Below are 17,254 nucleotides of genomic sequence, written 5' to 3' on the forward strand. Positions count from 1 at the left end.
CGTCATTGGTGACAGCGCTTCGATGCGTTGAAGGGCGACGCAACAGCGGCGCCGGAGCAGGCTGGCGCTAGCGGCTCCCGCGATTCTCATACAGCGCCCAGCTGCCGGCCGATTTCAGCAGGATCACATCGGAGCGCTCGTTATTGAGTAAGGCCGATGGTACTGGAGTGCCTCGTACGAAGAAGTATCTGTACTCGTATGCATGGTGCTGTTCCCAATCGAACGATTGCGGAAATCTCTTCGCCGAAGAGGGATTGAGAGGCGGAAGCGCTGGCAGATGGTCCGGTCGGTACCGCACGATTTGCGGTAGGAACCAGGCAAAGTTGAAGTCGACAAGTCCCCTTTTCTCGGCCTGGTACCAGGCCGCGTAATGAACATAAGCGCCAGGGTGGCTTGCCGCGATGCTGCCGCCGTCGAAGATGAGCATCATGGCACGCTGGGCCGGCTCCGTTGCCGCGAGCAGGGTATCGAACTCCGCGCTTTCCGCCGCGAAATTGATGAGTCGTCTGGTATGGGTCCCAAGGAAGGTGATGCAGATGAGTATCAGCACCGCCTGGCAGAGTATCGAGCGATGCCGGGACAACGGCACGGGCGATGCCTTGGGCTGCGGTTGATGGAACATCAGGGCATAGCAGGGGAAGATGAAGAGGCCAAAGCGCTGATAGAGAAATGCCGTTTTCATCGCGAACTGCGGCACTAGTAGCCAGACCGCCAGGACGGCCAGCATCGGCACGCAAGCGGATGGGTTCCGCCAGTTCGGGCGCAGTCCGAGCAGCCAGGGGACTGCCAGCACAAGCATGCTATCCACAATGGCAAGGAATGCCTGCTGTGGCCAGGAAGTCCAGGGCGTCAGCAGGAACATGGCCAGGCGGCTCCAGTCCCACCCCCACAGGATGCCGGCAGACGCGTAGACCATGGCCGACTCCGCCTCACGCGCATTCAGCGCATAGATCAGGCACAAGATTCCGAGCAGTGCATATGGCGTCAATGCCGGAAGCGGGCGTCGCAGGTTGCCGGCTCGGAGAACGAGAAAGGTTGCCCCAATCAGGTTGGCAAAGCCGAAGATCAGGCCATGTGAGAAGAATAGAACCACGCCTGCGGTGAGCAGTTTCGCGCCAGCCTTCAGTGTTGGCCCTTCGGCGTACCGGTCTGCAAGCACGAGGAATAGCAGGCCCAGCGGGGCGGCAATGAGAAAGGTGAAGAAGCCCCACTCATAGGCGAAGCCGAAGTATGCCGGAACGAACAGCCAGTCTAGCCGCCCGTCGCCTTTAAGTTGGCGGCGAAGCAGCAGGCAGGCGCCGACAAAGCCATAGTAGCCCAGTGTCAGCAGGAGTTTGAGCGCGGTCGCGATGGGCATCATGAACGACAATAGCAGCGCAAGCCCATAGCCGATCAGATAGGGCGTGAACAGATTGATGCGCAGGACTTGGCGCCATGGCGAGTTGCCGGTCACCAGATCGTGCAAGGCGGCGACCTGGCCGGCATGTTGGGGCAGGTCGACCATCGGCGGGTGGGGCGCGAGCCAGATCATGGCGCCGCCATAGAGCACCACGGAGACGAAGAGCAGCCGTATGCCATCCAGATGGCGGGACAGGGAGTGTTGAGCGACACAACCATTCGGGGACTGCGCTCGCATGGATGGCTCCTGTGGTCAGGCGGTTATATCGTTTCCTCGATGATGAACCTGGGCCGTTGCTTGGTCTCTGAGTAGATCTTGGAGACATAGCCGCCGATGACGCCCAGGAAGAGCATCTGCAACCCGCCGAGGAAGTACATGGGAACGACGGTGGAGGCCCAGCCAGGAACGGACATATCCGTGAAGAGACGGATCGCCAGCGCCCACAAGCCGATGGCCAGCGATACCAGCGAGATAGCGGCGCCCACATGGGTGCTCCACAGCAAAGGCTTTGACGAGAAGGACGCAATGCCGTCGAAAGCGAGTGCGAGCATCTTCGGCAGCGGATACTTGCTGCAGCCGGCGAAGCGTGCGTGCCGCTCGTACGTGACGATGGCAGTGCGGAAGCCGAGCAGGGGGATGATCCCTCGCAGAAAGAGGTTGACCTCGCGGAAATCCCGCAAGGCGTTAATCGCGCGCCGGCTCATCAGACGGAAGTCGGCATGGTGTGGAAGCACGTCAACGCCGAAGCGCTGCAAGAGGCGGTAGTAGGCGTGTGCCGTAGCGCGCTTGAACAGCGTATCGGTATCGCGGCAGGAGCGCACGCCGAACACGATTTCCGCACCTTCGCGGTAGGCCGTCAGCATCCTGGGTATGGCATCCAGGTCGTCCTGAAGATCGGCGTCAAGACTGACCAGGACGTCGCCGGGCGCTGTGAGAAGTCCTGCCAGCAGCGCGTTCTGGTGGCCCTGGTTGCGCGTGAGCTTGATGCCGCGCACACGGGCATCACGTGCATGCAAGCCTTCTATCAACGACCAGGTTCGGTCGCGCGAGCCATCATCGATGAATGTGACCGCGCTGTCCGGATGGATCTCCTTGCGCTGGGTGAGTTCGTCCAGCAAGGCCAGCAATTGGGTACCGGTTTCGGGGAGCACCTGCTCTTCGTCGAAACACGGAACCACAAGATTCAGCATCATCATGATCTTTCTCCCTATTCTTCGGCGATGCGGGCCTCGGTCTCCGGCCGCTGGTCATGGTTCGGGAAGGCGTAGATGCGCATGCCGGCGTAGGCAAGCGCGGTGTACGCCACGATGCCGCAAGCCTGGCCCAGGAGGCTGCCGTGGCCGACGCGTGAGCCCAGCCAGATCACGATGGCGAGGTTGGCCGCGTAGGCGATGCCGCAGACCAGTGCATAGCGGCGCAGGGCCGGACCGACTGCGCCGCGGTGCCGGAATGTCCAGGTGCGGTTGAGCATGAAGCCCCAGGCGAAGCCCGCCGCGTAGCCGGCCGCGTTGGCCGCGGCATCGCCAAGCCCGAAGCCCCGCAGCGCGAGCCAGATCACGCCGAAGCCGATAACGGAGTTGGAAGCACCGACCAGCAGGAACGGCAGCGAGCTTTGCCGGAATTCGTTCATGGCCGGCTTGCGGAGACAAAATACTGCGCCGCGAGCGGAATGCTTCCCATCAATCGTTCCAGCGGCCTGGCGAAGGCGAGCGCATGCGGAAAGAAGATGCGGAAGGTGACCTTGCTCTGCTGCCACCCGGCAGCGAGGGTGCGGCCTTGAAGCACTCTGGCGCCGATCAGCCGCGCATTGGCATCAAACGGACAATTGCGTACGGCGGAAACCGTCAGGAAATTGAGCGGGTTATGCTCGAACACGATCAATACACCCCGGGGGCTGGTGACGCGGCGCAATTCCGCGAGCCACGAGACATGCTCTTCCTCCGGGATATGGTGAAAGACGCAGGCGGAGAAGACCAGATCGAATTGTTCATCCGGAAACGGCAGCCGATTGCCTGAGATTTCCGCGTAGGTCGCGTCGGCATGCGGGAAGCGAAGGCGGCTGATCTCGAGGCTTCGACTGGAGATATCCGCGCAAGTCAGCTCAGCGAGCGGGAATCGTTCCAGGAAGAACGGTATGGAGTTGCCCACGCCGGAGCCGAAATCCAGGATGCTGGCGGGGTCAAGGCCGCGCGATCGGGTTTCCCGCAGGGCATCGGCTACCTTGTAGCTTCCGAAGAACTCCGGCGATTCTCCGGATGCACGGATATTCGCCGCATGTTGGGCAAGGTACTCGTTGGCGAACAGATCGAATTCTGCTTTGTCCATGGTCGCGGAATCCTGATGGCTTGGTTGGGGGGAAGCCGGCGCTCTTTTCCGCACCAGGCGGGGAGGTGGCTCCGATGCATGATCATCTGGATTGCCCTTCTCCCGGCCGCTTCCCGGCGAGGTGCGATTGCATCGCTGCGCGCCGTCACCCCTGCAGGCAAACCATGCCCAGTTCGCCTTTCCTGACCTGCAGCCGATGCTCGCGCATCATGCGAAACAGCGTGACGCGCGATATGCCGAGTTCTTCGGCGACGTCGATCAGCCGTTCGTGATGCCGTTGCAATGCCGCCTTGATGGCATGCAGTTCGGCAGCTTCCCTGATCTCCGCCAGCGTGAGCGGGCGGGTCTCGGCGGGCGGCTCCAGGTCCAGGTCGGCCGGGTTGACGACGCCGTTCTCGCACATCGCGGCGGCGTGCCGGATGCGATTGAGCAACTCGCGGACATTGCCGGGCCAACTATGCACATTGATCGCGCGGATGGCCGCCGGGGAGAAGCCCTTGATCCGGTCGGGCGACTGCTTCCGGATGTCGTTCAGGATGTGTTCCGCAAGCAGGATGATGTCTCCGTCGCGCTCGCGCAGCGGCGGCTGCTTGACGCGCAGCACGCACAGGCGATGGTATAGGTCACTGCGGAAGCGCTCCGCCGCCACCGCGGCTTCCAGGTCGACATGCGTGGCGGAGACAATGCGGGCGTCGATGCTGATGGACTCCGTGCCGCCCAGGCGTTCGATGCGACCGGTTTCCAGGAATCGCAGCAGGCTGGTCTGGCTTTCCAGCGGCATATCGCCGATTTCGTCGAGGAACAAGGTGCCACCGTGCGCCATTTCGATGCGCCCGGGCTTGCGCTTGAGGGCCCCGGTAAAGGCGCCTCGCTCATAGCCGAACAATTCGGATAGCAGGAGGGTCGGTGGTATGGCCGCGCAGTTGACAGCGACGAACGGGCCACTGCCGCGTCGCGACGCGCTGTGAATCGCTTGTGCAGCTAACTCCTTGCCGGAGCCCGACTCGCCTGCGATCAACACCGGCGCATCCCATTTCGCGACTTTACCGATTGCGCGAAACAGGTCTTGCATCGCGTCGCAGCGTCCGATCATGCCGTGCGGTGCGGAAGAACGGAGCCCGGCGGTGCTGGCGTTGCTGTGGCGCAGGTGCGCCATGCCAAAGGCGTGACCTAGCGAACGGGCTACCGCCTCCATATCGCAAGGCTGTGTGTGGTAGTCGGCGAAGTGCATCCCGAGGAGTCTGCGGGGGCCGGCCGGCACAGAGTCCAGACTCGATACAAGGCCGACCCAGCCGATATGGCCGAGGCCGAACCAGGGCTCAAAAGCATCCAGGTCGTCCTCGTCAAAGCCGTTGTGCAGGTCCCACAGGCCGGCCATCGGCTGGTGGCTGAGTGGCAGCCTGTCGAGTTCCTCTCGGCTGCGGGCAAACAGGAGCTTCCAGCCCTGTTGCGTCAGGAACCGGCATAGTGCGGCATCATGCTGCCGCGAAAGGTAGAGTAGCGGACGGCTCTCGTATGCATTCATGATTTCCCCGTTTTTTTTCTTATGATGCAAATGCGCGAGTGCTGCCTGATCGCACACACGCTTCCCCAAGTTGTAATCAGCACGACCAATGTGGGAAATCCGACATGCCCCGAGCGGGGCCGGAAGATAGATGCTGTCGGCTCAGAACCGACGCCCCCCCGGACGCCACTGCAAAGACGAACCTCCCAGTCCCGTCTGTTTTCCAGGAACGCGCAATCTCCATGGTGGCGCGCTCCCATCCGGCGCGTTGCCGCTTGTCGCGGCTTGCGCACTTTTGTAAGGTGCGGCGGATCGGTTTTCCTCCTCCCCGAGGACCGATCCGCGCAGTAAAGTACTGCAACATCCTTTTCTCGCCGGGCCGGCGTGCCTTGGCATGCCGAACCAGCGGTGAGCCATGTAAGACAACCCGGCTGGCCCAACACCGCTTCCCCCCCGTAACGCGTGATTCACCTCGCAAAGCGCCTGAAGCGCATTATTTTCCGGTCGTGGCGCATAGTGGGTTCTGACCCTTTGCCCGATGCACCCTGGCCTGCCTGAGGCCACTCGGTTTATGTTGTAACAGGCATAAGAGCGACGACCGTGCCAAGGCGTATAAGTCCATGATTTATATGGAGATGCTTTATTGGCACTTGTTACATACCCGGGATTCTGTAACAGAATGTTTCTTCGTTGTAACTCTTTCGGTCTTCCGTTCGTTGCGATGCAGCATTGAGCGAAGAATAAAAGTGATGGGAAAAGTATCTGAAAACGGGAAATGTGATCTGTAGGCGGCGTGTCTTCCATTGCGCTCCGGCGCGCACCTGGCACGATGCGGGTTAGTACGAATAAGGACACCGCTGGTGGAGTCGGCGTCCCACACTCGCCAGAATGGTTGCATGCATGATACAACCTCACTTTAATGGTGTGTGCATTAATAAGCACCTTCAGACGGGGGCAGTGGCATATTCGCCGGGGCAAGCGTGCATTGCCTGCGCTTGCCAGACCAAAGGCGTAGCCCAGGCGGGTGATGGATTACTAATGATCCACTTTCATGGCCCGTGCATCTCGCCCAGTTGGATGAGGGAGGCATTTTCTACAGTGCCGACGCCCTGGAGGTCAAAGGGTTGCAATATTGAATCATTGCTGGCGGCTGCGGCAGGTCGCTAGTGGTCATCTCTGCCTGGCAGCATTCCTGGACAGAGGCTCTGTGAGAAACATCGCCCCTTTACGATTTTCATGGGAAAAGAAGATGCAACAAGACGACGGATTTCATCCATCCTTATTTCGCGAATCGCCCGCACCCGATGCCAGGCCCCGCCCCCTGCAGTTCGAGTTCATCGGCTCGGGCTCCGAATATTTCCGTATCTGGATCGTCAATGCCTTGCTGACCATCGTCACGCTGGGCATCTATTCGGCCTGGGCCAAGGTACGGACGATGCAATACTTCTACCGCAACACGCGGCTGGACGGCGCCAGCTTCGACTACCACGGCCGTGCCTCTGCCATCCTCAAAGGCCGCGCCATCGTGTTTGGCCTTGCCGTGGTCTTCCAGCTCAGCAGTCATGTTTCCCCTTTCCTGGCCGTGGCGCTGGGCCTGGCGCTGGCAGCGGTGTTCCCGCTGCTGCTGGTGCGCTCGCTGCGCTTTCGCATGGCCAATTCCAGCTACCGTGGCCTGCGCTTTGCCTTCACCGGCGGCGACGCCCAGGCTTACAAGGTGTTCCTGCTCTGGCCCGTGCTCAGCGTGTTCACGCTGTATGCGCTGGCGCCGCTGGCGCATCAGCGCTTCAAGCAGTACCAGCATGACAACACCCGCTTCGGCACGGCGCCCTTTGCTATTGACGCCACCGCGGGCGAATTCTATGGCGTCTATCTGCGCACGTTTGGCATGATGCTGGCCGTGGTGGCGGTGACGTCGATCGCCGGCGCTTTGCTTGGCAACGCGATAGGCGTGGCACATGGCGCGCCGTTCCTGGCCATCGGCATGGCCGTGATCGGCTTCTACGTGGCGCTGACGGCGGTCGGCCCGTTCTTCATGGCCCGCCTGCAGAACCTGGTGTGGAACCGCACCACGCTGGCGCCGCACGCGTTTCGTAGCGAGGTCAAGGCGAGCCGGCTGTTCTTTATCTTCGCAACCAACATGATCGCCAATGTGCTGACGCTGGGACTGTTCATGCCGTTCGCGCGGGTGCGTTCGATGCGCTACCGTATCGAGTGCATGACCATGCTCGCAGCCGCGCCGCTGGACGCCTTCGTGGCCGGCGAAACCCAGCAGGTCGGGGCGCTGGGCGACGCCGCGGTGGACTGGTACGACATCGACATCGCACTCTGAGCGCGCCGGACACCTTGATACCCCCCGGCCGCCATGTTCATTCCTACCACCCGGTTCACTCCGATCCCAGGACCCTGATGCAGGATTCTGCCCAAGCACCGGCCGCCGCTGCGGTTGCGGCTACTTACTTCGACGGCCGCTCGTCGCGCGCCCATGCGGGCATGCTGTCGATCGAAGGGCGCGACGCGGTGTTGCGCGAAGCGGATGGCACGGTGCTGCGCCGCGCGCCGCTGGCGGCGTTGCGCGTTTCCGAACGGGTCAGGCGCGCGCCGCGCCTGGTGACGTTTGCCGACGGCGCCTTCTGCGAGGTCACGGACCACGCCGGCTTCGCCGCGCTGCTGGCGGCCAGCGGCCACCGGGAGGGCTGGGTGGTGAGGGCGCAGAACAGCTGGCGGGTGGCGGCGCTGTCCGTGCTGGGTCTGGCCGCGGTGCTGGTGGCGGGGTATTTCGTGGTGTTGCCGTGGGTCGCCGGCGTGGTGGCGCGCAGCGTGCCGGCTGCGCTGGAGGCGCGGATCGGCGAGGCCACGCTGGGCAGCATCGACGGCGGCCTGCTCAAGCCCTCGGCCCTGCCGGTGGCGGAGCAGGAGCGCATTCGCGCCGGCTTCGCCGCGCTCAGGCGCCCGCCCGATCCGGACCACCAGTACCGCATCCTCTTTCGCCGGGGCGGCCGGCTCGGGGCCAATGCGCTGGCCTTGCCGGGCGGCACCATCGTGGTGACCGACGAACTCGTGAAGCTGGCCGGCCCGGGCGCCGGCCTGATGGGCGTGCTGGCTCACGAGGCGGGCCACGTGGCCCAGCGCCATGGCCTGCAGCAGGTGCTCCAGGCCTCGGCGGTGGGTGCACTGGCGGCGTATTTCTTCGGCGACTATTCCAGCGTGCTGGCGGGGGTGCCCGCCGCCATCCTGACCCTGCGCTATTCGCGCGAGCACGAGCGCGCCGCGGACGCGTACGCGGTGGAGGTCATGCAGGAGAACCGGCTGCCCGTGTCGGCGTTCGCCGACGTGCTGCAAGCGCTGGAGTCCGCGCATGAGCAGCAGGCGGAAGACGAGGCCGCCAAGGCCGGGTCCGGAGGGCAGGGCGGCGCGTCGGCCGCCTCCGCCGAGCGGGAAACCAAGCGGGAGCGGCGCAGCCGCCGCGCCGCGGAGGATGCCGGCAACGACGACGATGGCGGCAGCTTCTTCTCCACCCATCCGCTGACGCGCGAACGGATCGAAGCGCTGCGCGCTGCGGGGCGCTAGTCCCCGGAAGAGGCCGCCACCTGGCCTTGCAGCCAGCTGTGAAACTGCAGGATCGCCTTCTCGCGCGGATTGCCTTCGCGCCAGGTGACCCAGTAGTGCAGGCTGGACGGGATGCGGGTGGTGCCAAGCTGCACCAGTTCGCCGCTGGCGAGGTAATCGTGGGCCAGTTGCAGGCGGGCGGTGGCCGCGCCAAGGCCCGCCACCGCTGATTGCAGCATCATGCCCGCGTCCTGGAAGATCGGCCCGCGCTCGGGTTCGGTTCCGGGCAGGCCGGCGCTTTCCAGCCATTCGCGCCAGGGCCGCAGGGCGAAGCGCAGCATCGGCAGGCGCGGCAGGTCGGCCAGCGTGAAGCCGGGATAGCGCGCCAGCAGCGCCGGACTGGCGACGGCGATCACATGGTCCTCGATCAGGTTGTGGCAGGCAAAGCCGGGCAGGTCCACGCGCTGGTGCCAGATGCCGACATCCACCGAGTACGGATCGGGCGGCGTGATCTCGGCGTGCAGCCGCAGGTGCAGGTCGAGTCCCGGCTGCGCCGCATGCAGGCTCGGCAAGCGGCGGATCAGCCAGGCGTTGGCGAGATCGGCCATGACGCTGACCTCCAGCCGCACTACCTGCGGGGTGCCGCCGTTACTGGCCTCGCGCAGCCCGTCTTCCAGTTCGCCAAGCCCGTCGCGCACGCGCTGCGCCAGCCGCGCGCCCACATTGGTGGGCATCATCAGGTGACCGGTGCGCTGGAACAGCTTGGTACCCAGGTTGTCTTCCAGCGCGCGGATATGATGGCTGATGGCGCTGTGGGTCAGCGCGAGCTCCTCCGCCGCGCGCGAGAAACTGCGGTGACGGGCCGCTGACTCGAGCGCGCGCAAGGCCTGCAGCGCGGGCAGGTGAGGCAGGCGCTGGGCGCGGTGCGGCTCGGGCGGCGGGGCCAGTCCGGCGGGTTCGGCGTGCCCGGCGGGCTGGTCCGGCAGGCCGGCCTGGGAGGCTTTTGGGTGTCTGGGGGTCATTGCCGTCAAATTCTACTCACAATTGCGGCGGGTATCTTTCGTTGGCGTTGCGCCGGGCGACTGGCGACAATGCAGACATGACTTCTGCTTCCTCATCCTCTTCATCCTCCTCTTCCGTCTCTTCCGTCTCTTCCGCCTCCATGCGGGCTAGCGATCCCCCGTTAGCCGCCGCACGCTGGCGCGTGCTGTGCATTTTTTCGCTCGGTTTCCTGGTTTCCTATATCTTCCGGGGCGTCAACCTGGGCTTTGCGCCGCACCTGACCCGCGAGATGGGCCTGGGTGCAGCCGATCTGGGCCTGCTGACCAGCTTCTATTTCCTGGGTTTCGCCTGTGCCCAGTTGCCGGCCGGGCTGCTGCTCGACCGATTCGGCCCGCGCCGTACCGAGGCCGTGCTGCTGCTGGCGGCAGTGGCGGGCGCGCTGATATTCGCCTCCGCGCCCAATATGGCGGCGCTGGCGGCAGGGCGCCTGATGATCGGGGTGGGCGTTTCGGTTTGCCTGGGCGCCGCCATCCAGGCCTTGTCGATCTGGTTCCCGCTGTCGCGCATGCCCTTGCTCAATGGCGTGGTGATGGCGATTGGCGGCCTCGGCGCCGTAGTGGTCGGCGCGCCGCTGGCATGGCTGCTGTCCTGGACCGACTGGCGCACGGTCAGCTACGGCCTGGCCGCGCTGACGCTGGCCATGGCGGCGCTGCTGTGGTTCGGCGCCCCCGACACCAGCCGCGCCGGCAAGCAGCGCCTGGCGGATCAGTTGCGCGGCACCTGGCAGGTGTTCCGCAATGAGCGCTTCCTGCGCGTGGTGCCGCTGGCATTGCTGAACCAGGGCGTTTTCCTCGCGGTGCAGACCCTGTGGGTGGGGGCGTTCCTGCGTGACGTGGCCGGCTATTCGCCGGAGCAGAGCGCGCGCCTGGTGTCGGTCATCGGCTTTGCCATGATGGGCGGCTGCGTGTGTGCCGGTTGGGCCGCACGGCATCTGGAGCGCGCCGGCGTGAGCCTGTACACCTTCGCCGGCGCCGGCATGAGCGGGTTTATCGCGATCCAGTGCCTGATCATCGCCGGCGTGCCGCTGCCCCCGGCACTGACATGGGCGGCCTACGGCGTATTCGGATCGAGCGGTATCCTCGCCTACGCCGTGCTGGCGCGCAGCTTTCCCGATGCGCTGATTGGCCGCGCCACCACGGCGCTGACCTTGACCGTGTTCCTGGCGACGTTTGCCTGCCAGGTCGGGGTGGGGCTGGTGCTAGACCTGTGGCCGGCAACGGGCGGCCAATATCCCCGGCAGGCCCATCTCGCGGTATGGTGCGGCCTGGTGGCGCTGCAGGTGGCAGCGGCAATCTGGTATGCGATGGGCCGCAAGCGCGCAGCCGCCGGCCGCGCGGCGCCGGCGCAATGACCTCTATATAGAGACAGGCACAGGCGCCCCGGCGTTGCGCGCTGAGCGGGATGCGCCGCGCGCTACAGCATCACCGGCCGGTCGTCGAGTTCGTTGGGATTGGGCCGGTCGCCCGCGGGAAAATGCGCAGCCAGCAGCTGATGGATCTTCTCCACCGCCGCCAGCACGGGCCTGACCGACAGTTCCCGCGCCAGCCCGCTCGCCAGTTCGTTGCAGATTGCGCGCCAGGTTTCCGGGCCCACACGGGCATCGATGCCGCGGTCGGCCAGCAGTTCGACCGCGTGATCGGCCAGGTTGATATACAGCAGCACGCCGGTATGGCCTTCGGTGTTCCATACTTCCAGCGCACCGAACAAGGCGCGTGCGCGCTCGCGCGGGCTGATGCCCGAGAAGGCCAGTCCCACGGGCAGGCTGGATTCGATTACCACCCGCACTTCGCCACGATGCTGGCGCTCGCCGGCGCGTACCGCCTGCTGCAACTGTTGCTGGGCTTCGGCGGGGAAGTGCTTGCTGGCCGCGCCGGGGCGCGTGCCCAGGTGGCGCAGTGCGCGTTTGAAATGGGGCATATGCCGTTACCAGTTGCCGGAGGCGCCGCCTCCGTCGAAGCCACCGCCGCCGCCGCCACCGAAGCCGCCGCCACCACCATCACCGCCGCCTCCGCCTCCGAATCCACCACCGCCGCCACGTCCCCAGCCGCCACCCCCGAGACCGCCAAGGGTGCCGCCCAGTCCGCCGGCCGCAGCGTCCCAGCCGCGCCCGCGCGTCACGATGCGCGAGCCGCCCGAGCGCCGTGCCGCGGAGATAAAGAAGAACAGGATGATGGCAAGCGGGAACAGCACCGGCAGCCAGTCGGTCCACGAGCCGCTCTGGGCCGGCTTGCGCGCGGCCTGCGGGCCCGGCAGGGCCTCCTTGTCGATGGTGGCCTGGATGGCCGATACGCCGGCCGCGATGCCGCCGTAGAAATCGTTCTGGCGGAAATGCGGCGCCATCACGTCTTGCAGGATGCGCTTGGACATCGCGTCGGTGAGCGAGCCCTGCACGCCGCGTCCCACCTCCAGGCGCATCTTGCGCAGGCCGGGCGGATTGTCCTTGGCGATCAGCAGGATCACGCCGTCGTCGATGCCTTTGCGCCCGGCGCGCCAGGCGTCGGCCACGCGGATGCTGTAGGCGTCGATCGGCTCGGGCTCGGTGGTCGGCACCATCAGCACGAAGATCTGGCTGCCGCGCTGCTGCTCATACTCGGCCAGCACGTTTTCCAGCGCGCCGCGCTGGCTGGCGCTCAGCGTGCCGGTGAGGTCGGTGACCCGCTGCGTGAGCGCCGGCACCGCCACGAAGCCGTCGCCGGCGGCCATGGCGGGCGGCGCCAGCAGCGCGCACAGCCACAGCATCAGCGCCAGCATGGCGGCCGGCCAGCCACTGCGCTCAGGGAGATGCGGCATAGCCATCGGTCCGTATCAGAACTTCACCGCCGGCGGCGCCGAGATGGCTTTCTCGTTTTCCACCGAGAACGACGGCTTGACCGGGTATTTGAAGACCATCGCGGTCAGGTTGGTGGGGAAGCTGCGCGCCAGGATGTTGTAGTCGCGCACCGCGGCGATGTAGCGCTGGCGTGCCACCGTGATGCGGTTCTCCGTTCCTTCGAGCTGCGACTGCAGGTCGCGGAAGGAGGCATCGGCCTTGAGCTGCGGATAGTTTTCCGACACCGCGAGCAGGCGCGACAAGGCACCGCTCAGCTCGCCCTGGGCCTGCTGGAAGCGCTTGAACGCTTCAGGATCGTTGAGGGTCTCGGGCGAGACCTGGATGCTGGTGGCCGCGGCGCGGGCCTTGGTGACGGCCTCGAGCGTCTCGCGCTCATGCGTGGCGTAGCCCTTGACGGTGTTGACCAGGTTGGGGATCAGGTCGGCGCGGCGCTGGTACTGGTTGATCACCTCGCCCCAGGCCGCCTTGACGGCCTCGTCCTTGGCCTGGAAGTCGTTGTAGCCGCAGGCGGACAACAGGCTCGCGCACAAGGCCAGCATGAGCCAGCGAACGACGGACTGCCCGGAGGACAGGGACAGGGGAAGGGATACGCGCATCGAAGACTCCGGAATTCGTGGAATTACCAGTGTAGCGCAGGGGCCGGCTGCGCAATCAAAATGACTTGGGGGTCGCTTGACGGCGGCATTGCCGGGCCGGTAGATTGTCGTCTCTGCCGTGGTTGCGACGGCGGTGCCCGCCGGGCGCCGTGCCGCATCACCATCCAGCCCGAACCCGCAATGCGCGCTTTTTTGATGATTTCCGCTCCTGCTTCCGCTGCCTCGCAGCGGCAGGTGCCGGCGCGCGCCAAAGCCAAAAAACAGCCGCTCGTCTGACCGGGGCGCTGTTCCGTCAGATGAGCGACGGAACGGCACCTGCGCACAGGCGTACAGGGGGCGAGGCCAGGTTCATGCTTTCCCACTGTCCACGCGGGCTCATCTGCCACCCGGCGCACTTCTGCACGGTTTTATTGACCGGTCGTACAGGAGTGATCCGATGCAAGCAGTTCAACAAGCACAGCAGCAAGCACAACAAGTATTTTCTGGAGTCTGGCTGCCGCTGGTGACGCCGTTTGCCGGCGGCGCCGTCGATCATGGCGCGCTGGCCCGGCTGGTCGCGCGCTATGCCGGCAGCGGCATCGCCGGCTTAGTGGTGTGTGGCAGCACTGGAGAGGCGGCTGCCCTCGACGAAGCGGAGCAACTGGCCGTGCTCGACACCGTGCTGTCCGGCGCCGGCGCCTTGCCGGTGATCATGGGCGTGGCCGGCAGCCAGTTGAAGCAGGTGCAGGCGCGCGTGCGCCGCCTTGCCGAGCGACCGCTGGCCGGGCTGCTCGCGCCCGCGCCTTACTACGTTCGTCCGTCGCAGGCGGGCCTGCTGGACTACTTCCATGCGCTGGCCGACAGCGCCGCCGCGCCGCTGGTCCTGTACGACATTCCCTACCGGACCGGCGTAAAGCTGGAGACGGAAACCATCCTGGCGTTGGCTGCCCATCCGAATATCCGTGCCATCAAGGACTGCGGTGGGGACTACCACGGCACGCAGGCCTTGATTGCGGACGGACGCCTCGCCGTGCTGGCGGGCGAGGATCACCAGTTGCTGGGTACGCTGTGCCTGGGCGGCAAGGGCGCGATCCTCGCGTCGGCCCACCTATATCCGGAACTGTTCGCGGCGCTGGCCAGGGCAGTGGCCGGGCAGCGGCTGGACCAGGCGCGCCGGATCTTCCATGCCTTGATGCCGATGATCCGTCTGCTGTTCACGGAGCCCAATCCGGGCCCGCTCAAGGCCATGCTGACGCGGGAGGGATGGCTGCGCGATGAGTTGCGCGCGCCGATGACACCCGCCAGCGCAGGGCTGCAGGCGGCGCTGGCGCGGGCCTGCGAGCAGATCGGGGCGGCTGCGCCCGATCTGCTCGGCTGAGCCGCGCCCCGCCCCAGGGCGGGGCGGTCGCGGCCGGCGAACCCTCAGGCCGCGAAGGCCTTGCGGGCGGCGTCGATGGTGGCGGCCAGGATGGCGTCGTCGTGCTGCGCCGAGACGAAGCCCGCCTCGTAGGCGGACGGCGCCAGGTAGACGCCGGCTTCCAGCATGGCGTGGAAGAAGCGGTTGAAGCGGGCCGTATCGCACTGCGTGACTTCGGCGAAGCTGCCCGGCACGCCCTCGCGGAAGTACAGGCCGAACATGCCGCCGATGGCGTCCGCGGCGAACGGCACGCCGGCTTCGCGGGCAGCCGCGGCCAGTCCGTCGGCCAGCTTGCGGGTTTGCGCGGCGAGCCGGTCATGGAAGCCCGGCGCCTGGATCAGCTTGAGCGTGGTCAGCCCGGCCGCCACCGCCAGCGGGTTGCCCGATAGCGTGCCGGCCTGGTACACGCCGCCCAGCGGCGCCAGGCAGGCCATGATGTCGCGCCGGCCGCCAAAGGCCGCCGCCGGCATGCCGCCGCCGATCACCTTGCCCAGGCAGGTCATGTCCGGCGTGATGCCGTAGTGCGCCTGCGCGCCGCCCAGCGCCACGCGGAAGCCGGTCATCACCTCGTCGAAGATCAGCACCGCGCCGTACTTGGTGCACAGCGAGCGCATGGCTTGCAGGAAGGCATCGCTGGCGCGCACCAGGTTCATATTGCCGGCCACCGGCTCCACGATCACCGCGGCGATCTCGTCGGCATGCTTGATAAAGGCTTGCTCCAGCTGCTCGACGTTGTTGTATTCCAGCACCATGGTGTGCTTGGTCACGTCGGCGGGCACGCCGGCCGAGGAGGGCGCGTTCTTGGTGGTGTCGGCAAAGGTCAGCAGGCCGGACCCCGCCTTGACCAGCAGGCTGTCGGCGTGCCCGTGGTAGCAGCCCTCGAACTTGACGATCAGGTCGCGCTTGGTAAAGCCGCGTGCCAGGCGCAGCGCGCTCATGGTGGCCTCGGTGCCGGAGGAAACCAGCCGCACCTGCTCGATCGACGGCACCAGCTTGCAGATTTCCTCGGCCATCTCGATTTCGGCTTCGGTCGGCGCGCCGAAGGAGAAGCTGAGGCCAGCGGTCTCCTGCACCGCGCGCACCACCTCAGGGTGGGCGTGGCCGACGATCATCGGACCCCAGGAGCCGATATAGTCAATGTAGCGCTGGCCATCGGCGTCCCACATGTAAGCGCCTTCAGCGCGCGTGATGAAGCGGGGGGTGCCGCCCACCGAGCGAAAGGCGCGCACGGGCGAATTGACGCCGCCCGGAATGGTTTGCTGTGCGCGGTCGAAGAGCTGCTGGTTACGAGACATGGCTTTGCGTGAAATCAAAAGCGGGAGAAACGCGTTCTATCAGGCAGCAAGTTACGTGGAAAATGCCGGCAAAAGAGCCGAAATGCGAGGCATTTGCCGGGTAACGTGCGCGAACACGGCGTATTTGGCCCGAATCGTACTTGCCCTGCTGGCGCCGGCGGCGCCGATTCGGTACCATCTGGCCCTGAATTTTAATGGAGAGTGACTGTACCGTTATGGAATACAAGACCTGGATGTGCCTGATCTGCGGGTGGATTTACGACGAGGCCACCGGCGCGCCCGAAGACGGCATTGCCCCCGGCACCAAATGGGAAGACGTGCCCATCAACTGGACCTGCCCGGAATGTGGCGCGCGCAAGGAAGATTTCGAGATGGTGGCCCTGTAAAGCTGCCGCATCGTACCGCGCAAGCCGTACGTCGCCCGCCAGGTCAGGCCGGCCGGCGTGATTTGGCATTGCGGGGCCATGACGCGGCCGTGACGAACGCCGCCGGCCCGCCGTGCCGCGTCGCGTCAATGCGACAGATCGAGCGGGGGTGCCCCGGTTTCCGGATTGACGGCCCCACGGCGACTTGTCACACTCTGTTTCAAATTTGAAAATCCATCCCTTAGGGGGGTGGACCTTGGCAGGTGCGGGTACCACGCGCCGCCGTTTGCCGCGTACCGGGTCACCGGGCCGGCGCGTTTTCGGGAATCAAATCGTTTTTGTTTCGGGGGTCCGTCGGGGCAGGCAGCCTGCCCCGCGCGGAAGTTCTCAAGTGAATGCCGGCGCTTTCCCCCTGGGAAGCACGCTGGTCGCGGGAACGAGATGCGGGTCGCTCAACTACAAGAAAGCATTCGGGTCAACGCCGAGGTCAGCGGCGCGGTCGGAGCTGGCGTCAGCGCCAGCGGCGTTGCTGCGCCTGCGCGCCGCAAGGTGCTCGTCATCGACGATTCCAGCACCATCCGCCGCACCGCGGAGATCTTCCTGTCCCAGGCAGGCTGCCAGGTGCTGCTGGCCGAAGACGGCTTCGAGGCACTCGCCAAGGTCGGCGACATGCATCCGGACCTGATCTTCTGCGACATCCTGATGCCGCGCCTGGACGGCTACCAGACCTGCGCCCTGATCAAGAAAAGCCCCCGGTTCCATGCCATCCCGGTGATCATGCTGTCCTCCCGCGACGGCGTGTTCGACCGCTCGCGCGGCCGCCTGGTCGGCGCGCAAGACCATCTCGCCAAACCATTTACCCGCGAGTCGCTGCTGTTGGCGGTCGATGCCTGCGTGCCGCGCGCCGCTGCCGTGGCCAGCCCCTTGCCGGCTTGA

Annotated in this window: 17 protein-coding genes; 6 read left to right on the forward strand and 11 right to left on the reverse strand. The window is 65.6% G+C overall.

Going from position 1 to position 17,254, the window contains the following annotated elements; translation table 11 throughout:
* Nucleotides 1–67 precede the first annotated feature (67 nt).
* From ACZY0R_RS19905 to ACZY0R_RS19925, 5 genes are all read right to left on the reverse strand, one after another.
* A complete protein-coding gene (locus ACZY0R_RS19905; RefSeq protein ID WP_488860608.1) occupies nt 68–1,636 on the reverse strand; it encodes a hypothetical protein in 1,569 nt (522 codons plus the stop codon).
* A 23-nt stretch (nt 1,637–1,659) separates the two neighbouring features.
* Complete coding sequence (locus ACZY0R_RS19910) at nt 1,660–2,595, reverse strand: glycosyltransferase family 2 protein (RefSeq protein WP_488860609.1); 936 nt, start codon at nt 2,593–2,595, stop codon at nt 1,660–1,662.
* An 11-nt stretch (nt 2,596–2,606) separates the two neighbouring features.
* Nucleotides 2,607–3,029, reverse strand: a complete 423-nt coding sequence (locus tag ACZY0R_RS19915; protein ID WP_488860611.1) for a GtrA family protein — start codon at nt 3,027–3,029, stop codon at nt 2,607–2,609.
* Complete coding sequence (locus ACZY0R_RS19920) at nt 3,026–3,724, reverse strand: class I SAM-dependent methyltransferase (protein ID WP_488860613.1); 699 nt, start codon at nt 3,722–3,724, stop codon at nt 3,026–3,028. The genes ACZY0R_RS19915 and ACZY0R_RS19920 overlap by 4 nt, the downstream gene beginning before the upstream one ends.
* A gap of 145 nt (nt 3,725–3,869) precedes the next feature.
* Nucleotides 3,870–5,249 carry a sigma-54 dependent transcriptional regulator gene (locus tag ACZY0R_RS19925; RefSeq protein ID WP_488860615.1) on the reverse strand — a complete coding sequence of 460 codons (1,380 nt, stop codon included), beginning with the start codon at nt 5,247–5,249 and terminating at the stop codon, nt 3,870–3,872.
* 1,228 nt (nt 5,250–6,477) lie between these two features.
* On the opposite strand from ACZY0R_RS19925, the gene ACZY0R_RS19930 reads away from it, so the two are divergent.
* Together ACZY0R_RS19930 and ACZY0R_RS19935 are read left to right on the forward strand one after the other, a co-directional pair.
* Nucleotides 6,478–7,557, forward strand: a complete 1,080-nt coding sequence (locus ACZY0R_RS19930; RefSeq protein ID WP_488860617.1) for a YjgN family protein — start codon at nt 6,478–6,480, stop codon at nt 7,555–7,557.
* A gap of 77 nt (nt 7,558–7,634) precedes the next feature.
* Nucleotides 7,635–8,795, forward strand: coding sequence for a M48 family metallopeptidase (locus ACZY0R_RS19935; protein ID WP_488860619.1), 1,161 nt, complete (start codon nt 7,635–7,637; stop codon nt 8,793–8,795).
* On the opposite strand, the gene ACZY0R_RS19940 is transcribed toward ACZY0R_RS19935, so the two are convergent.
* Together ACZY0R_RS19940 and ACZY0R_RS19945 are read right to left on the reverse strand one after the other, a co-directional pair.
* A complete protein-coding gene (locus tag ACZY0R_RS19940; RefSeq protein ID WP_488860621.1) occupies nt 8,792–9,796 on the reverse strand; it encodes a LysR substrate-binding domain-containing protein in 1,005 nt (334 codons plus the stop codon). The two genes, ACZY0R_RS19935 and ACZY0R_RS19940, sit on opposite strands and share 4 nt — an antisense overlap.
* 16 nt (nt 9,797–9,812) lie before the next feature.
* Entirely contained in the window at nt 9,813–9,938 is a 126-nt protein-coding gene (locus ACZY0R_RS19945) for a hypothetical protein (protein ID WP_488860623.1), read from the reverse strand.
* Here ACZY0R_RS19945 and ACZY0R_RS19950 point away from each other — a divergent pair.
* Nucleotides 9,937–11,187: an MFS transporter gene (locus tag ACZY0R_RS19950; protein ID WP_488860625.1), complete on the forward strand. Its 1,251-nt coding sequence runs from the start codon at nt 9,937–9,939 to the stop codon at nt 11,185–11,187. The genes ACZY0R_RS19945 and ACZY0R_RS19950 overlap by 2 nt on opposite strands.
* A 62-nt stretch (nt 11,188–11,249) precedes the next feature.
* On the opposite strand, the gene ACZY0R_RS19955 is transcribed toward ACZY0R_RS19950, so the two are convergent.
* Genes ACZY0R_RS19955 through ACZY0R_RS19965 form a run of 3 tightly spaced genes read right to left on the reverse strand, consistent with a single transcriptional unit; the run spans nt 11,250 to nt 13,262 of the window.
* A complete protein-coding gene (locus ACZY0R_RS19955) occupies nt 11,250–11,753 on the reverse strand; it encodes a TPM domain-containing protein (protein WP_488860627.1) in 504 nt (167 codons plus the stop codon).
* A gap of 6 nt (nt 11,754–11,759) precedes the next feature.
* Entirely contained in the window at nt 11,760–12,626 is an 867-nt protein-coding gene (locus ACZY0R_RS19960; protein WP_488860629.1) for a TPM domain-containing protein, read from the reverse strand.
* A gap of 15 nt (nt 12,627–12,641) precedes the next feature.
* Nucleotides 12,642–13,262, reverse strand: coding sequence for a LemA family protein (locus ACZY0R_RS19965; protein ID WP_488860631.1), 621 nt, complete (start codon nt 13,260–13,262; stop codon nt 12,642–12,644).
* A 436-nt stretch (nt 13,263–13,698) separates the two neighbouring features.
* Between ACZY0R_RS19965 and dapA the strand changes: the two genes are divergently transcribed.
* Nucleotides 13,699–14,619, forward strand: coding sequence for a 4-hydroxy-tetrahydrodipicolinate synthase (gene dapA, locus ACZY0R_RS19970; protein WP_488860632.1), 921 nt, complete (start codon nt 13,699–13,701; stop codon nt 14,617–14,619).
* 44 nt (nt 14,620–14,663) lie between these two features.
* Here the strand turns inward: dapA and hemL are convergent, their stop codons facing one another.
* Nucleotides 14,664–15,953 (reverse strand): glutamate-1-semialdehyde 2,1-aminomutase, encoded by a 1,290-nt coding sequence (gene hemL, locus ACZY0R_RS19975; RefSeq protein WP_488860634.1) that lies wholly within the window; start codon nt 15,951–15,953, stop codon nt 14,664–14,666.
* 215 nt (nt 15,954–16,168) lie between these two features.
* Between hemL and ACZY0R_RS19980 the strand changes: the two genes are divergently transcribed.
* Both ACZY0R_RS19980 and ACZY0R_RS19985 read left to right on the forward strand, forming a co-directional pair.
* Nucleotides 16,169–16,339 carry a rubredoxin gene (locus ACZY0R_RS19980; RefSeq protein WP_006159034.1) on the forward strand — a complete coding sequence of 57 codons (171 nt, stop codon included), beginning with the start codon at nt 16,169–16,171 and terminating at the stop codon, nt 16,337–16,339.
* Nucleotides 16,340–16,759: 420 nt separating this feature from the next.
* A complete protein-coding gene (locus tag ACZY0R_RS19985) occupies nt 16,760–17,254 on the forward strand; it encodes a response regulator (protein ID WP_488860636.1) in 495 nt (164 codons plus the stop codon).

It is taken from the genome of Cupriavidus sp. F041 (assembly GCF_057814235.1).

Bases quoted from the DNA above. Each gene is read 5' to 3' on its own strand.
- ACZY0R_RS19980 (WP_006159034.1), top strand. From the start codon at position 16,169: ATGGAATACAAGACCTGGATGTGCCTGATCTGCGGGTGGATTTACGAC.
- ACZY0R_RS19920 (WP_488860613.1), bottom strand. From the start codon at position 3,724: ATGGACAAAGCAGAATTCGATCTGTTCGCCAACGAGTACCTTGCCCAA.
- hemL (WP_488860634.1), bottom strand. From the start codon at position 15,953: ATGTCTCGTAACCAGCAGCTCTTCGACCGCGCACAGCAAACCATTCCG.
- ACZY0R_RS19960 (WP_488860629.1), bottom strand. From the start codon at position 12,626: ATGCCGCATCTCCCTGAGCGCAGTGGCTGGCCGGCCGCCATGCTGGCG.
- ACZY0R_RS19950 (WP_488860625.1), top strand. From the start codon at position 9,937: ATGCGGGCTAGCGATCCCCCGTTAGCCGCCGCACGCTGGCGCGTGCTG.
- ACZY0R_RS19935 (WP_488860619.1), top strand. From the start codon at position 7,635: ATGCAGGATTCTGCCCAAGCACCGGCCGCCGCTGCGGTTGCGGCTACT.
- ACZY0R_RS19910 (WP_488860609.1), bottom strand. From the start codon at position 2,595: ATGATGATGCTGAATCTTGTGGTTCCGTGTTTCGACGAAGAGCAGGTG.
- ACZY0R_RS19945 (WP_488860623.1), bottom strand. From the start codon at position 9,938: ATGGAGGCGGAAGAGACGGAAGAGACGGAAGAGGAGGATGAAGAGGAT.
- ACZY0R_RS19905 (WP_488860608.1), bottom strand. From the start codon at position 1,636: ATGCGAGCGCAGTCCCCGAATGGTTGTGTCGCTCAACACTCCCTGTCC.
- ACZY0R_RS19915 (WP_488860611.1), bottom strand. From the start codon at position 3,029: ATGAACGAATTCCGGCAAAGCTCGCTGCCGTTCCTGCTGGTCGGTGCT.
- ACZY0R_RS19930 (WP_488860617.1), top strand. From the start codon at position 6,478: ATGCAACAAGACGACGGATTTCATCCATCCTTATTTCGCGAATCGCCC.
- ACZY0R_RS19985 (WP_488860636.1), top strand. From the start codon at position 16,760: ATGCGGGTCGCTCAACTACAAGAAAGCATTCGGGTCAACGCCGAGGTC.
- ACZY0R_RS19965 (WP_488860631.1), bottom strand. From the start codon at position 13,262: ATGCGCGTATCCCTTCCCCTGTCCCTGTCCTCCGGGCAGTCCGTCGTT.
- ACZY0R_RS19925 (WP_488860615.1), bottom strand. From the start codon at position 5,249: ATGAATGCATACGAGAGCCGTCCGCTACTCTACCTTTCGCGGCAGCAT.
- ACZY0R_RS19940 (WP_488860621.1), bottom strand. From the start codon at position 9,796: ATGACCCCCAGACACCCAAAAGCCTCCCAGGCCGGCCTGCCGGACCAG.
- dapA (WP_488860632.1), top strand. From the start codon at position 13,699: ATGCAAGCAGTTCAACAAGCACAGCAGCAAGCACAACAAGTATTTTCT.
- ACZY0R_RS19955 (WP_488860627.1), bottom strand. From the start codon at position 11,753: ATGCCCCATTTCAAACGCGCACTGCGCCACCTGGGCACGCGCCCCGGC.